The sequence below is a fragment of the Bradyrhizobium sp. CB3481 genome, assembly GCF_029714305.1.
GTDB lineage: Bacteria > Pseudomonadota > Alphaproteobacteria > Rhizobiales > Xanthobacteraceae > Bradyrhizobium.
On the sequence record NZ_CP121647.1, the window covers coordinates 7466706 to 7481303 of the forward strand.

Genomic DNA, 14598 nt, shown 5'->3' on the forward strand with positions numbered 1-14598 from the left:
CGATGAAGCAGCGAACCCCTCTCATCCTCTTCGCGATCGTCACGGCGGCGATCCCGTTCATCCCGGGCCTGCCGCCGTTCTGGATCGTGCTGCTCAACAATATCGGCCTTGCCGCACTGGTGGCGATGGGCCTCGTGCTACTGACCGGCGTCGGCGGCCTCACCTCGTTCGGCCAGGCCGCGTTCTGCGGCTTCGGCGCCTATACCACGGCGGTATTGACCACGGCCTATGGCGTCTCGCCATGGCTGACGCTGCCGCTCTCGCTGCTCGTCAGCGGCATCGCCGCCGTCCTGCTCGGCATCATCACGGTGCGGCTGTCCGGCCATTATCTGCCGCTCGGCACCATCGCCTGGGGCATCGGGCTGTTCTATCTGTTCAGCAAGCTGGAGTTCCTCGGCCGCAATGACGGCATCTCGGGCATCCCGCCGCTCTCGATCGGCAGTTTCCGGATGCTCGATCCCGGCGCGATCTACTTTGCGATCTGGATCGCGGTGCTGGTCTCGGCGCTCCTGACCATGAACCTGTTGGACTCCCGCACCGGCCGCGCGATCCGCGCGCTGCGGCGCGGGCATATCGCCGGCGAGGCGTTCGGCGTGCAGACACCGCGCGCCAAGCTATTGGTATTCGTCTATGCGGCCGTGCTCGCCGGCCTGTCCGGCTGGCTCTATGCGCATTTCCAGCGCGCGGCCAATCCGACCCCGTTCGGCGCCCATGCCGGCATCGAATATCTCTTCATCGCCGTGGTCGGCGGTGCCGGCTATGTCTGGGGCGGGGTGCTCGGCGCCGGCATCGTCGTGATCCTCAAGGAGATCCTGCAGAGCTACTTGCCCTATGTCTTCGGCGGCCAGAGCCAGCTCGAGACCATCGTCTTCGGCATCCTGCTGGTGATCCTGCTGCAGTTGGCGCCGACCGGGGTCTGGCCCTGGCTGATGTCGCGGCTGCCGATCAAGCCGGCCCGCAAGACGCCGGATGCCTCGCTTCCGCTGGCCGCGCCCGTGCGCGAAAAGGCATCATCAGGCACGCTGCTGCAGATCGAGAAGGCGCGCAAGCAGTTCGGCGGCGTGATCGCCGTCAACGACGTCTCCTTCGACGTCGGGGCGCGCGAGATCGTCGCGCTGATCGGCCCCAACGGCGCCGGCAAGAGCACGACCTTCAACCTGATCACCGGCGTGCTGACGACGACCGGCGGCGCCATCTCCGTGCTCGGCCGCAAGGTCGACAACGCGCCGCCGCAGGAGGTCGTCAAGCTCGGCGTCAGCAGAACCTTCCAGCACGTCAAGCTGGTCCCCGACATGACCGTGCTGGAGAACGTCGCGATCGGCGCCCATCTGCGCGGGTCATCGGGCGCGATCGCCAGCATGTTCCGGCTCGACCGCGGCGATGAAGCAAAACTGCTGGCGGAAGCCGCACGCCAGATCGAGCGCGTCGGCCTCGGCGAGCAGATCGACCAATTGGCGGGCAGCCTCTCGCTCGGCCAGCAGCGCATCGTCGAGATCGCCCGCGCGCTATGCGTCGACCCGCTGCTGCTATTGCTCGATGAACCCGCCGCCGGATTGCGCCATATGGAGAAGCAGCGGCTCGCCGTCCTGCTCCGCCAGTTGCGTGACGGCGGCATGTCGGTGCTGCTGGTCGAGCACGACATGGGCTTTGTGATGGACCTCGCCGACCGCATCGTGGTGCTCGATTTCGGCACCAAGATCGCCGAAGGCACGCCTGGCCAGATCAAGACCAACCCCGAAGTGATCAGGGCCTATCTCGGAGCCACCGCATGAGCGCGCTGTTATCGGTCTCCGACGCCCACGTTGCCTACGGCAAGGTCGAAGCCGTCCGCTCGGTCTCGCTCGAGGTCGCCGACAACGAGATCGTCACCATCATCGGCGCCAACGGCGCCGGCAAGACCACGCTCTTGAACGCCATCATGGGCGTGCTGCCGCTCAAGGGCGCCACCGCCTTTGACGGCGCCGACATGGCCACGCTCGACATCGAGGACCGCGTTGCGGCGGGCTTGAGCCTCGTGCCTGAGCATCGCGAATTGTTCGCCACGATGAATGTCGAGGACAATCTGCTGCTCGGCGCGTTCCGGATCCCGAAAGCCACGGCGGCCAGATCGTTCGAGCGCGTCTATACGCTGTTTCCGCGGCTGAAGGAGCGGCGCAAGCAACTCGCCGGCACGCTCTCCGGCGGCGAGCAGCAGATGCTGGCGATGGGCCGTGCCCTGATGGGCGCGCCAAAACTGCTGATGCTGGACGAACCGAGCCTCGGGCTCGCGCCGATCATCGTCGCCGACATCTTCCGCACCATCGGCGAACTGCGCGCCGCCGGCGTCTCGGTGCTACTGGTCGAGCAGAACGCGCAGGCCGCGCTCAAGATCGCCGATCGCGCCTATGTCATGGAGCTCGGCGAGTTCATCCTGTCGGGATCGGCCAGGGAAATCGCCAGCAACCAGCGCGTCGCGGCGAGCTATCTCGGCTTCCAGCACGAAGGCGCGAGCGAGATTTAGAATTGCGCGCGCCGCCTTCGTTAACGAAATCGTAATCATGATGAGAGTTCCCGCCGCCACAACGTGAGCTGGACAACTTCGTGAACACTCGCGGGCTTCTAACCTTGCGGTAATGTTGCCACTTTCGCCCCGATGCGGGCGCCGATGGTGGCTGGCAGGTCACAAGGTCGGATGATGCACACTTCGGATTGCCCCACGACAGACACCAGCGAATTCCTGCTGGCTGCGCTCGAGCAGGCAAGCGAGGCGGTCGTCATCGTCAATGCCGATCGGCAGATCAGCCATTTCAACGCCGCGGCGGAGGCGATCTGGGGTCTCTCGCGCAAGGATATTCTCGGCCTCGACACAGGCTGCCTCGGTCTGACCGATCTGCAGCCGCATTCCGAAATCACCATCCGCCGTGCCGACGGCAGCCGGCTTCGCGCTGCCGTCTCGGTCTCGCGGGTCGAGATCGGCGGCCGAGACAGCTACATGGTCTTCGTCCGCGACGTCACCGCCGAGGTCGAACGGCGCGAGCGGATCGCGCTGCTCAACCTCGTCGCCGACAAGACCACCCGCGCGGTCGTCGTCACCGACCGCAAGCTGCGCATCGTCTATACCAATGCGGCGTTCTCCGGCGCGTTCGGCCATTCGGCCGAACAGGTGCAGGGACGGCAGGTCGACCAGTTGCTCGCCGGGCCGCTGACCGACCGCAAGACGTTGGCAAGGCTGCGCCGCCGGATCTGCGATGACCGCCGCGAGGAGGAGGAAATCCTCGCTTACGACCATAATGGCAACGAGATCTGGGTTTCGGCCATCGTCAAGGCGTTCCGCAACGATCGCGGGCGCATCAAATATGTGTTCGCGCTGCTGAGCGACATCAGCGAAAGCAAGCAATTGCGGTCGCTGCAGCAGCTCATCATGGGGGCGCTGGCCGACGAGCTTCCGCTCACCGAGATTGCCGACCGACTTTGCCGGCGCGTCGAATTAATCGCGCCCGACGTCGTCGCCTCGGTGCTGCATGTTGATTCCGACGGACTGGTGCATCCGCTCGGCGGACCCAGCCTGCCGGAGGATTATTCGCGCGCGCTCGACGGCATCACGATCGGCCCCGACGTCGGCTCGTGCGGATCGGCGGCCTATTACGGCAAGCCGATCCTGGCCGAGTATCTCGACACCGATCCACGCTGGCAGCCCTACAAGGCGCGGCCACTCGAGGTCGGCCTGAAAGCCTGCTGGTCGACCCCGATCAAGGCCAAGGACGGCCGCGTGATCGGCACGTTCGCATTCTATTTCCGGGAATGCCGCGCGCCGAGCCGCTGGCATCAGCGGATCGTCGAGGCCTGCGTTCATCTCGGCGCGCTGGCGATCGAGCGCAAGGAGGCGCGCGCCCAGATCGCCCGGCTCGCCTATCACGACATGCTGACGGGCTTGCCGAACCGCGCCCAGCTGCGCCAGCTCGTCACCCAGGCGATCGACGAAGGCAAGGGCCGGCAGCTCGCGCTGATTTTTCTCGACCTCGATCACTTCAAGGACGTCAACGATACGCTCGGACACTCGGCCGGCGATGCGCTGCTGGTCGAGTTCGCCAAGCGGCTGCGCGCCCGCATCCAGCCATCCGACCTGCTGGGCCGCCTAAGCGGTGACGAGTTCGTCATCGTCCTGCCGAACTGCGACCCGGCCCGCGCCTCGCTGGTCGCCTCGCAGATCACCCAGGCGCTGGCCTCGCCGTTGTGGATCGACAACCGCCAGGTGCCGATTTCCGCCAGCATGGGCATCAGCATCTATCCTGACAACGCGACCGACATCGACACGCTGATGCAGCAGGCCGATGCGGCGATGTACAAGGCCAAGCAGGCCGGCCGCTCCACCCATCGCTTCTTCAGCGCCGACATGAACCGCCTCGCCGAGCAGCGGCTCGTGATCAGCGCCGCGCTCCGCCAGGCTATCGCCAATAACGAATTGAGGCTCGCCTATCAGCCGCAGACCCGAACGGTCGACGGCACCCTCTATGGCGTCGAGGCGCTGGCGCGCTGGCATGATTCCGAACTCGGCGAGGTGCCGCCCGCCAAATTCATCCCGCTGGCCGAAGAGGTCGGGCTGATCGAGCAGATCGGGCTGTGGTCGATCCGCGAGGCATGCCGGCAAATGGCCGCCTGGCGTAGCGCCGGACTGGATGTGCCTTGCGTGGCGGTCAACCTATCGCCGCTGAACTTCCAGAACGCGAAGCTCGCCGACGTCGTCGCCGAGACCATCAAGGCCCACGGCCTGCCGCCCGAAGCCTTGATGCTCGAGATCACCGAGGGCGTGCTGGCGAACGAGCGCTCGGCGGCGATCGAGACCATGAATGAGATCCGCAAGCTCGGCGTCGGCCTGTCGCTGGACGATTTCGGCACCGGCTACTCGAGCCTGAGCCGGCTGGCGCATCTGCCGATCCGCGAATTGAAGATCGATCGCAGCTTCATGCGCGATATCGAGCGCGACGCCAGCGCGCTCGCGATCGCCACGGCCGTGGTGCGCGTCGGGCAGAGCCTGAACATGGCCGTGGTCGCCGAGGGCGTCGAGACCGAGGGGCAGCGCAAGCTGCTCGCTACCCTCGGATGCGACGTCGTGCAGGGCCATCTCTATGCGCGCGCGATGTCGCCCGAAGCGTTCGAGCGATGGCTGATCGATCACGTCGCCGCACAGGCGCGGATGATGCGCAGGAACGTCGATGAGGCCCGTTCGCAGCCGACGCCGTCATTGTTGATCGCGTCGACCGGTGGTTAGGAAGCGGTCTTATCCTCCCCTGGAGGGGGAGGATCGGTTCGCATGAAATGCGAACCGAGGTGGGGTGACGGTCTCTCCGCCTCCGACAGTGCCCGAGTGGAGAGATCACCCCACCCCGTCTCATCTTCTTCGCTCAACATGAGCCGACCCTTCCCCTCCAGGGGAGGGTGGAAAAAAGTCGGCCCCGCGAGTCAGGGCCGACTCCAATTCGTTGATGAACCGAGAGGTTGCCATCCCTCACTTCGCCGGAACGTACTTCCCGTCCTTCACCGTCAGGATGATGCGCGAGCGGTCGTCGAGGCCGTAGCGATCCTTTTCGGTGAAGTTGTAGACGCCCTGGCTGGCGGCGATTTCCTTTTCCGACATCAGCGCCTGGCGGATCGCCTCGCGGAATTCCTGCGTGCCGGGCTTTGCGGTCTTGAGCGCCACCGGGATCACGCGCTTGAGCACCTCGAAGGCATCAAAGGAATGGCCGGCGAACTGGCTGCGGCTGTTGGCGCCATACTTGGCTTCATAGGCGGTGTTGAGCGCAAGTCCCGGCTTCTTGGTCAGCGCACTATCCGGCTGCGATTCCGGCGACATCACCGGGCCTGAGGACATGATTACGCCTTCCGCCGCGGGACCTGCGATGCGGATGAAGTCCATGCTGGCGGCGCCGTGGGTCTGGTAGATCAGGCCCTTGTAGCCGCGGTCGCGCAGGGTGCTCTGCGGCAACGCTGCAGCGGTGCCGGAGGCGCCGACGAGAATGGCGTCAGGATTGGCTGCGAGCAGCTTGAGAACCTGGCCCGTCACCGACGTATCGGTGCGTGCGAAGCGCTCCTCGGTCGCCAGGGTCATGCCCATCGGCACGGCCTGTGCCTTGAAGTCGTTGGCCCAGAGATCGCCGTAGGAATCGGAGTAGCCGATGTAGCCGACGGTCTTGATGCCATGCGCCTTCATGTGCTCGTACAGCACCTTGCCCATGATCGGAATCGGCTGCGGCATCGCGACCGACCACTTCATGCGCGCTTCGTTGATCGGCAGCGGCGCGAGGGCGAAATGCGGAATCCCCGCCTCGTTCGCAACGGTCGAGACTGCAATGGTGGGCGGCGTCGTCGACGAGCCCATGATGATGTCGGCCTTGGATTCCGTCACGAACCGCCGCGCATTGGTCGTCGCTGCGGTCGGGTCGCCGCCGTCGTCGAGCACGATAACCTTGATGGGAACGCCGCCGATCTCCTTCGGCACGAACTCGAGCGCGTTGCGTTCGGGAATGCCGAGTGCCGCCGCAGGGCCGGTCGTGACGATGCTGATGCCGATGGTGATTTCGTTGGTCTGCGCCGCGGCCGGCGAGCCCGGCAGCGCGAGGGCAGCAACGATGGCCGCCGCGGACAGAAGAGCCTTCTTCATTCATTCCTCCCTTGATTTTCTCTTTATCGTGTAAAGCAAAAACAGACGCGCAATTCAGCCCCTTCTTTAGGTCATGCGGCAGACCTCGTCACCCCGCATAAAACGCTCGATGATCTCCGGCGGCATTGGCGCGGACTTCAGCTTCGCGGGATCGTCCGGATGCTTGCCTACCAGCACTCGGGTCTCGAACGCCTCGATCGCCAAGGCATCGCCCTTGAAGACATTGTGGACCACCTCGAAGCTGGAGCGCTTGAAACTCTCGATTCGGCTTTCGATTCTGATCCAGTCGCCATGGGTCGAGGGAATGTGGAATTTCGCCCGCGTGTCCACCATGGGTATGCCGACCAGACCATATTTGTGGATGATGTCCTGTTTCGAGAAGCCGGCAGCTTCGAACATGATCGAGGTCGAATCGTCAAACATCGCGAAGTAGCGCGGGTAGTAAACGATGTTGGCGGGGTCGCAATCACCCCATTGTATCTGCACATCCCGCTTGTTGACGAACATGGACTATCCTCGACCAGGCATCATGCGCTAGCGCGGCGCCATGCGAAGCGCGGCATCGAGCCGCACCACTTCGCCGTTCAGGTAGGGGTTGTCGATCATGTGCAGCGCCAGCGAGGCGAACTCTTCGGCCTGGCCGAGCCGGCGCGGGAACGGAATCGACGCAGCTAGCGAGTCCTGCGCTTCCTGCGGCAGGTTGGCGAGCAGCGGCGTGAGGAACAGCCCGGGTGCGATCGTCAGCACGCGGATGCCGAACTGCGCCAGTTCGCGCGCGATCGGCAGCGTCATAGCGACGATGCCGCCCTTCGAAGCCGAATAGGCGGATTGACCGATCTGGCCCTCATAGGCGGCAACGGAAGCGGTGGAGACGACGACGCCGCGCTCGCCGGTCGCCAGCGGCTCGAGCTTCGACATCGCTGATGTCGCCAGCCGCAGCATGTTGAAGGAGCCGATCAGGTTGACCTTGATCACCTTCTCGAAATCGCCGAGCGCCATCGGCCCTTCCTTGCCGATCACGCGCTTGGCAACACCAATGCCGGCGCAGTTCACCAGCACGCGCGCCGGACCATGCGCCGCCGCGGCTTTCGCAATCGCCGCCTCCGCCGAAGCCGCATCCGAGACGTCGGCGACCACGGCGACGCCGCCGATCTCAGCCGCAACCGCCTCGGCGAGGTTGGCATTGAGATCGCAGACGGCAACCTTGGCACCCTGCGCCGCGAGCCGGCGCGCGGTCGCCGCACCCAATCCCGATGCACCCCCGGTGACGATGGCGGCCTGGTCCTTCAACTGCATGGTGCTCTCCCTGACAAGCTCTTGTGCAAATTTGGTTACAGCGTGATGACCTGCGCCGGCGGCGCGGGTGAATAGATTTGTTCGATCAGCGCGCTGCGGTTGTCCAGCACGGCGCGCTGGTTGATCGAGCCCTTATCGGTGACTTCGCCGCGATCGATCGACAGCGGCGTATCCAGCAGCACGGCACGGGTGATCCGGGTCGAGGAGCCGGTGGCTTCGGCGAGAAACTTCCGAAACCGTTCGCGGAACGCCTCGATGATCAGCGGATCGGATGCCACTGCAGTCAAATCGTCCAGCGGAAGCGTGGGATTGATCAGGCGGCAGCCGTCGAGATCGAGCACCACCAGCGCCGAAATCTCGTCGCGGTTGATGCCCGCGATCACGACGTCGCGGACCAGCGGCGCGCAGGCCGCGACGAAGCGCGCCCGCAGCGGGCCGACGCTGACCCAGGTGCCGCTGGCGAGCTTGAAATCTTCACCGATGCGGCCGTCGAAATCGAAGCCGGCGTCAAAGTTCACTGGGTCGGCGGGCTTGAGCGCGTCGCCCATCCTGTAGAAGCCTTCCTCGTCAAAACACTTCGCGGTGATGTCGGGCTGGCGCCAATAGCCCGGCATCACGTTCGGTCCTTTGGCGCGAACCTCGAGCTTGCCGTTGTTGGGCACGAGCTTGGCGTCATTGCCGAGCACCGGCAGGCCGACATGGCCGGAGCGGCTCGTGTGCGGATTGACCGACATGAAGAATGGCGCGGTCTCGGTCGCGCCAAGCCCGGTCAGCATCGGCACCCGATAGCCGGTCTCGCGAACCGAGAGTTCGTCGAGGCTGTTCCAGACGAAGGCCGACAGCGCAGCGCCCGAGAAGAACATCGCATGCAGGCGGGCGAAGAATTTTTTGCGTAAGGCGGCGTCGTCGCGCAGATAGGGTAATAGCGATTCATAGCCCTTGGGCACGTTGAAATAGACGGTGGGCGAAATCTCCTGGAGATTGCGCACGGTCTCCTCGATGCCGCCGGGCATCGGCTTACCCTCGTCGAGATACATCGAGCCGCCATTGTACAGCGTGAGCCCGATATTGTGGTTGCCGCCAAAGGTGTGATTCCATGGCAGCCAGTCGACGATAACCGGCGGCTCGTCCTTGAGGAACGCCAGCGTCTCGCGCAGCATCACTTGGTTGGCGCAGATCATGCGCTGGGTGTTGATGACAGCCTTGGGATTGCCGGTCGAGCCCGACGTCAGCAGGAATTTTGCAATCGTGTCCGGGCCGATCGCCTCGTGCTGCGCGTCGAGACGCGGATGTAGCGGCGTCGCCACCAGATCGGCAAGCGTTGTGACGTCACGGCCCGCCACCGCACCGCGGGAGGCAGCGATCTCGGTCCCGAACGAGACGTTGGCGGCGAGCGCATCGGAAAATTTCGTGGCGTCATCGGCGAAGACGAGGCCCGGCGTCAGCAGCTTCATCAGATAGCCGAGCTTGCCGTAGTCACGCGACACCAGCGAATAGGCCGGCGATACCGGGCAGAACGGAATGCCGGCATAGAGCGCGCCGAACGCGACCAGCGCATGGTCGATCGAATTGCCGGAGAGGATGACGACCGGCTTCTCGGCGGAGAGACCGCGCGCCAGCAGCGCGGAGGCGATGTGCCGCGAGGAGGCGAGCAGTTCGGCATAGGTGATCTGCCGCCAGCCCCGCGCCGCGTTGCGCTCCGCCATGAACACACGATCAGGCGCGGTGGCGGCCCAATGGTGCAGGCGATCGGTGATGCGGATCGGATAGTCGCGCAATTGCGCCTTCGGGCGCAGATAGATGGTGCCGTCGTCGCGGCGCTCGACATGCACGGCGGGCGTGCCGAACGAGATCGGGCGCAGCGGATGATCGCCGGCGCGGGCTGGGTCAGTGGCGGCGGACATGCTGGGCTGGGCGCTCATGTCAGGTCGGCTTCACCTTTGCGGTCTTGTGATCGAGAAAGGCGCGAATGCGGCGCTTGGCTTCCTTGTCGCTCTGCGCCACCGTCGCCATCAGCGACTCCATCAAGAGACCGGTCTGCGGATTGGCCTCGGCGATCATCGGCAGCGCCTGCAGCACGGCGAAATTGGTCAGCGGCGCATTCGCAGCGACGCGTTCGGCAAGCTCCAGCGCCTTGGGCAGCGCGCCGCCCTCCTCGGTGAGGTACTGCGAGAAGCCATAGGACGAACCCTCGGTGGCCGAATAGACCCGCCCCGTCAGCATCATGTCGATCATCCGCGCCACGCCGATCAGGCGCGGCAGCCGCACCGAACCGCCGCCGCCGACAAAGATGCCGCGCTGGCCCTCGGGCAGCGCGAAATAGGCACTGGGCTCGGCGACACGGATATGCGCCGCGCAGGCCAGTTCCAGGCCGCCGCCGATCACCGCCCCCTTCAGTGCCGCGATCACGGGGACGCGGCTATATTGGATGCGGTCGAACACCCGGTGCCACATCTGCGAATGGCGCAGGCCCTCGGTGGCGTCATGCTCGGTGAGTTCGGACAGATCGAGGCCGGAGGAGAAATGATCGCCAATGCCGTGGACGACCACGGCGCCGATGCCCTCGGGGAGATTGGAGAAGCAATCCTGGATCGCGAGGATGATGCCGTCGTTCAGCGCGTTGCGCTTGGCCGGACGGTTGAGGCCGACGGTCAGCACCGCGCCCTTCTGCTCGATCTTGAGCAGGTCGGACTGACCCGCAGCGGCGGTGGCGTCGGCGTTTCCCATGGGCTCTTATTGCTTCCTGTCCAGAATAGTTATGTTTTATAACGATTTTAGGATAGGGGAGTCAAGCTGGGTGTTGGCGCGTCCGGTCGGGATTGCGAACAATGGGTAGAGCGCAGCCCGACTATCCAGGCGTCGGTAGATATGCCCGAGATCGCGAAGTCATATTCCGCTGTCGTCACCCGCGCAGGCGGGTGACCTAGTATTCCAGAGACCTAGTATTCCAGAGAAAGCAGTGATCAAGCCGATAAGCCGCGGCGTACTGGTTCCCCGCCTTCGCGGGGATGACATTTGAGTATGGTGGCGCTGTCTACGCGTCATGCGAGCGCAGCGAAGCAATCCATGCCTCGACTCGGGGATGGATGGATTGCTCCGTCGCTACGCTCCTCGCAACGACGCGGCGAGAGCGGTCGCTCACAACACCTGATGCACATCTATAACCACGCGGTCGGCGTGGCGGGACGCGGAGGCGATGAAGAGGTTCTCCATCAGCCAACGATAGTTGGGCGCGCCGGTCTCGAATTTCGGCACGGTGCGGAAATAGATCAGTTTGGGATCGACCGGCTCGCCGCGCTTGAGCTTTTGCAGGAGATCGACCGGGCCGAAACGCAGACCCTTGTTCTCGACATAGACGACCGCGCCGTCGTCGGTCTCGAAGGCGTACTTGGCTTCCAGCTCGATCAGTTCGTTCGGGCGGATGATCTGGAAGTCAGCGCCAAATGGGAGGACTTTGCCGTTGATACTTTCACCCTTCACCTCGCCGCCTGTGATCGGAATGATCCGGCGCACGCCGGTGCCGATCTCGCCCGCCGAGGTCACCTCGCCGATCCGCGCGGTGATGGTGAAGACATATCTGGTCTCGAGCTGCGGGGTCATCGTGCACCCTACCCGGCCATGCGCTGCGGCAGCCACAGCGCCAGGATCGGAAATGCGATCAGGATCACCAGACGAATCAAATCGGTCGCCACGAACGGAATCACGCCGCGGAAGATGGTGGAGAAGGAAACGTCCTTCACAACGCTCTTGATGACGAACACGTTCATGCCGACCGGCGGATGGATCAGGCCAAGCTCGACCGTCATCACGATGATGACGCCGAACCAGATCGGATCGAAACCGAGATGCATGATGACCGGGAAGATGATCGGCACGGTGAGGATGATCATGGCCATCGCGTCCATCAGGCAGCCGAGCACCAGATACATCACCATGATCAGCGCCAGGATGCCGTAGGGCCCGAGACCGAGGCCGGTGAGCAGCTCGGTCACCTTCTGCGGGGTCTGCGTCACCGTCAGAAAATAGCCGAAGATCAGCGCGCCGATGAGCACCGTGAACACCGCGGCCGCGGTGCGCGTCGCCTGCAACAGCGAAGCCAGGATCTTGTCCTTGTTGAGCCGTCCGGTGAGGACGCCGATGAGGAACGCGCCGGTGGCGCCGACGCCGCCGGCTTCGGTCGGCGTGAAGCGCGGCAGGAACGGCAGGCCATAGAGCCCGCCGATCACGAAGATGAACAGCAGCACCGGCGCCCAGATGTCCTTCAATCCGGCAAAGCGCTCGCGCCAGGTGGTTTGCTTACCCGTCGGCAGGAAATTTGGCCGGAACCAGCCGATCAGCGCGATGGTGATCATGTACATGGTCATCGCCAGCAGGCCGGGAATGATGCCGGCGATGAAGAGTTTTCCGATGTCCTGCTCGGTGATGATGCCGTAGACCGCGAGCACGGTGGACGGCGGCAGCATGGCGCCCAGCGTGCCGCCGGCCGCGATCACGCCTGTCGCAAACGACTGCGGATAGCCGAAGCGGCGCATCTCGGGATAGGCCACGGCCGAGAAGGTCGCGGCGGTCGCCACCGACGAGCCGCAGATCGCGGCAAAGCCGCCGCAGGCCGCCACCGTCGCGATGCCGAGGCCGCCGCGCAGGTGGCCGACAAAGCCGTTGGCGGCGCGGAACAATTCGCGGCTCATGCCGGAATTGCTGACGAACGTTCCCATCAGCAGGAACATCGGGATCACACCAAAGGTGTAGTCGGTGACCGTGCGCATCGAGGTCTGGCCGACCAGCTTCAGCGCCGGCGTGAAGCCTGTGATGTAGCCGAAGCCGCAGACACCGACGAGGCCCATCGCCATCCCGACGGGCACGCGCAGCAGCATCAGCGCAAACAGCGCAACAAATCCGATGACGGCGACGGCATCTGTACTCATGGGGCTTACTCTACCGTCTTGACCTTGGCGTCATGGATGTCTTCGGGGTGGAAAATCAGGCGGTAGGTGCGGATCGCGATCAACAGCACCGCAGCGCCATCGCCGGCCCAGGCGATGGCGAAGAACGGCCAGGTCGGCATGTGCATGTCGAAGGTGAGGACGTTGTCGTTGTAGGTTCCCCGCACCTTGTCGAACAGCGTATAGGTCTGCACCGTCACCACGAACAGCAGCACCAGCGTCGCAAACACGTCGATCATGCGCTGGTACTTTGGGCCGACATTGGCCCAGATCAGATCGACGGTGATGTGGCCGCCGCGATAGCTGGTGGCCGCGATGCCCCAGAAGATCAGGATGCCGAGCAACATGCGCCCGATGTCGAAGGAATCGGGGATCGCGTAGTTCAGCGTGTTGCGTAGCAGCACGCCGATGAAGATGTTGAGCGCCACGATGCCGACGAAGCCGGCGGCGATCCATTCGATCGTGTCGATGAAACGATCCATCCACGCGCGATTCATGTCCGGAGGTCCCCTTCGACTGACACCAGGTGTTGAACTGGCCGCGAACTCACTTAACCTCTCCCGCTTGTGGGGTCGAGACGAGCGAAGCTCGCTCTTAGGTCGGCGCGCAGCGCTGGGTGGGGCTCCATCCACACGAAGAACTCTCCGTGTGGAGGCACCCCACCCGACCTCCCCCGCAAGCGGGAGAGGAAGAAGAGGGACTACTGCGCGAGCGCGTTGTACTTGGTCAGTGACGCCTTCAGCTCGGCCAGCGCCGCATCCGGATCGCCGCCCTGCTTCTTGACGCCCTCACCCCAGGTCTTGACCAGCGGCTCGGCCGCCTTCTTCCAAAGTCCGATCTGCTCGGGCGTGAGCTTGTAGACCTCGTGACCGGACTCCGCCTTGATCTTGTCGATCCCCGCGTCTTCCATCTTGCCCCAGTGCTCGCCGACCTTGCCTGCATTCTCGGTATTGCAGTTGTTGTCGATCGCCTTCTTCTGCCTGTCGGACATCGCGTTGTACTTGTCCTTGTTGATCACGAAGGCGAAGGTCGTGACATAGAGTGGCGCCTCCATGTCGTACTTCGTCACCTTGTCGATGCCGAACAGCAGAAGCGAGCCCCACGGGAACGTGACGGCGTCGGCGACGCCGCGCTCGATGATGTCGCGGACTTCAGGCGCGGATGACTGCACGTTGGTGCCGCCGAGCTGGGTGACGAAATTGGCCATGGTGGCGTGGGCGGGACGGATCTTCATGCCTTTGATGTCGTCGGGCACCACGATCTTCTTGGTGCGCGAATGGAACGAGGACGGGGAATGGACGAAGGCGAGGCAGAACTTGACGTCCTTCATCTCCTTCTCGGCATATTTGCGGTACCAGGCGTCGAGGCCCTGTGAGCCGCCCTTGGCGTCCGACATCAGGAACGGCAACTCACCGGCGCCGATCAGCGGGAAACGCCCCGGCTGATAGCCAGGGTTGACGTAGGTGACGTCGGCGATACCGTCGCGCGCCATGTCGTAATGGTCGAAGGCCTTGCCGAGCTGCTGCGCCGGAAACACTTTCGACTTGATGGTGCCGCCGGAATCCTTCTCGACCGCGGCCGCCCAATCCTCCAGCGACTTCTGCAGCGGATGCGAGGCCGGCACCCAGTGCGAAATCTTCAGGTCGACGTTCTTTTCCTGCGCCAGCGCAGGCGTCACGCTGGCGGCCAGCAGCATCCCCAGAAATGCTTTCCTCATCGGCA

General features: G+C 64.3%; 12 protein-coding genes. 3 read left to right on the forward strand and 9 right to left on the reverse strand.

Annotated features, from left to right (window positions below; translation table 11 throughout):
* Positions 1 to 2: 2 nt before the first annotated feature.
* From QA643_RS36080 to QA643_RS36090, 3 genes are all read left to right on the forward strand, one after another.
* Positions 3 to 1772, forward strand: coding sequence for a branched-chain amino acid ABC transporter ATP-binding protein/permease (locus QA643_RS36080; RefSeq protein ID WP_283030423.1), 1770 nt, complete (start codon positions 3 to 5; stop codon positions 1770 to 1772).
* Entirely contained in the window at positions 1769 to 2500 is a 732-nt protein-coding gene (locus tag QA643_RS36085; protein WP_283030424.1) for an ABC transporter ATP-binding protein, read from the forward strand. Before QA643_RS36080 ends, QA643_RS36085 begins: the two co-directional genes overlap by 4 nt.
* Before the next feature lie 174 nt (positions 2501 to 2674).
* Positions 2675 to 5248 (forward strand): EAL domain-containing protein, encoded by a 2574-nt coding sequence (locus tag QA643_RS36090; protein ID WP_283035048.1) that lies wholly within the window; start codon positions 2675 to 2677, stop codon positions 5246 to 5248.
* A gap of 237 nt (positions 5249 to 5485) precedes the next feature.
* Here the strand turns inward: QA643_RS36090 and QA643_RS36095 are convergent, their stop codons facing one another.
* The 9 genes from QA643_RS36095 to QA643_RS36135 all read right to left on the reverse strand — a co-directional run bounded on the left by QA643_RS36095 (position 5486) and on the right by QA643_RS36135 (position 14593).
* Complete coding sequence (locus QA643_RS36095) at positions 5486 to 6637, reverse strand: ABC transporter substrate-binding protein (protein ID WP_283030425.1); 1152 nt, start codon at positions 6635 to 6637, stop codon at positions 5486 to 5488.
* A gap of 66 nt (positions 6638 to 6703) precedes the next feature.
* Positions 6704 to 7144: a thioesterase family protein gene (locus QA643_RS36100; protein WP_283030426.1), complete on the reverse strand. Its 441-nt coding sequence runs from the start codon at positions 7142 to 7144 to the stop codon at positions 6704 to 6706.
* A 27-nt stretch (positions 7145 to 7171) separates the two neighbouring features.
* The gene (locus tag QA643_RS36105) at positions 7172 to 7933 is read right to left on the reverse strand and encodes an SDR family NAD(P)-dependent oxidoreductase (RefSeq protein WP_283030427.1); all 762 of its coding nucleotides are present in this window, start codon (positions 7931 to 7933) and stop codon (positions 7172 to 7174) included.
* A 35-nt stretch (positions 7934 to 7968) separates the two neighbouring features.
* Complete coding sequence (locus QA643_RS36110) at positions 7969 to 9855, reverse strand: feruloyl-CoA synthase (protein WP_283030428.1); 1887 nt, start codon at positions 9853 to 9855, stop codon at positions 7969 to 7971.
* A gap of 1 nt (position 9856) precedes the next feature.
* Positions 9857 to 10660: a crotonase/enoyl-CoA hydratase family protein gene (locus tag QA643_RS36115; protein ID WP_283030429.1), complete on the reverse strand. Its 804-nt coding sequence runs from the start codon at positions 10658 to 10660 to the stop codon at positions 9857 to 9859.
* Between the two features lie 411 nt (positions 10661 to 11071).
* Positions 11072 to 11533, reverse strand: coding sequence for a DUF3237 domain-containing protein (locus QA643_RS36120; protein WP_283030430.1), 462 nt, complete (start codon positions 11531 to 11533; stop codon positions 11072 to 11074).
* A gap of 8 nt (positions 11534 to 11541) precedes the next feature.
* The gene (locus QA643_RS36125; RefSeq protein WP_283030431.1) at positions 11542 to 12858 is read right to left on the reverse strand and encodes a TRAP transporter permease; all 1317 of its coding nucleotides are present in this window, start codon (positions 12856 to 12858) and stop codon (positions 11542 to 11544) included.
* Between the two features lie 5 nt (positions 12859 to 12863).
* Positions 12864 to 13373: a TRAP transporter small permease gene (locus tag QA643_RS36130; protein ID WP_283030432.1), complete on the reverse strand. Its 510-nt coding sequence runs from the start codon at positions 13371 to 13373 to the stop codon at positions 12864 to 12866.
* Between the two features lie 203 nt (positions 13374 to 13576).
* Positions 13577 to 14593 (reverse strand): TRAP transporter substrate-binding protein, encoded by a 1017-nt coding sequence (locus tag QA643_RS36135; RefSeq protein ID WP_283030433.1) that lies wholly within the window; start codon positions 14591 to 14593, stop codon positions 13577 to 13579.
* Positions 14594 to 14598: the final 5 nt, after the last annotated feature.

Excerpts from the sequence above, each read along its gene's own strand:
- QA643_RS36095 (WP_283030425.1), bottom strand. The coding sequence starts at position 6,637 with ATGAAGAAGGCTCTTCTGTCCGCGGCGGCCATCGTTGCTGCCCTCGCG.
- QA643_RS36130 (WP_283030432.1), bottom strand. The coding sequence starts at position 13,373 with ATGAATCGCGCGTGGATGGATCGTTTCATCGACACGATCGAATGGATC.
- QA643_RS36135 (WP_283030433.1), bottom strand. The coding sequence starts at position 14,593 with ATGAGGAAAGCATTTCTGGGGATGCTGCTGGCCGCCAGCGTGACGCCT.
- QA643_RS36115 (WP_283030429.1), bottom strand. The coding sequence starts at position 10,660 with ATGGGAAACGCCGACGCCACCGCCGCTGCGGGTCAGTCCGACCTGCTC.
- QA643_RS36105 (WP_283030427.1), bottom strand. The coding sequence starts at position 7,933 with ATGCAGTTGAAGGACCAGGCCGCCATCGTCACCGGGGGTGCATCGGGA.
- QA643_RS36125 (WP_283030431.1), bottom strand. The coding sequence starts at position 12,858 with ATGAGTACAGATGCCGTCGCCGTCATCGGATTTGTTGCGCTGTTTGCG.
- QA643_RS36085 (WP_283030424.1), top strand. The coding sequence starts at position 1,769 with ATGAGCGCGCTGTTATCGGTCTCCGACGCCCACGTTGCCTACGGCAAG.
- QA643_RS36110 (WP_283030428.1), bottom strand. The coding sequence starts at position 9,855 with ATGAGCGCCCAGCCCAGCATGTCCGCCGCCACTGACCCAGCCCGCGCC.
- QA643_RS36090 (WP_283035048.1), top strand. The coding sequence starts at position 2,675 with ATGCACACTTCGGATTGCCCCACGACAGACACCAGCGAATTCCTGCTG.
- QA643_RS36080 (WP_283030423.1), top strand. The coding sequence starts at position 3 with ATGAAGCAGCGAACCCCTCTCATCCTCTTCGCGATCGTCACGGCGGCG.
- QA643_RS36120 (WP_283030430.1), bottom strand. The coding sequence starts at position 11,533 with ATGACCCCGCAGCTCGAGACCAGATATGTCTTCACCATCACCGCGCGG.
- QA643_RS36100 (WP_283030426.1), bottom strand. The coding sequence starts at position 7,144 with ATGTTCGTCAACAAGCGGGATGTGCAGATACAATGGGGTGATTGCGAC.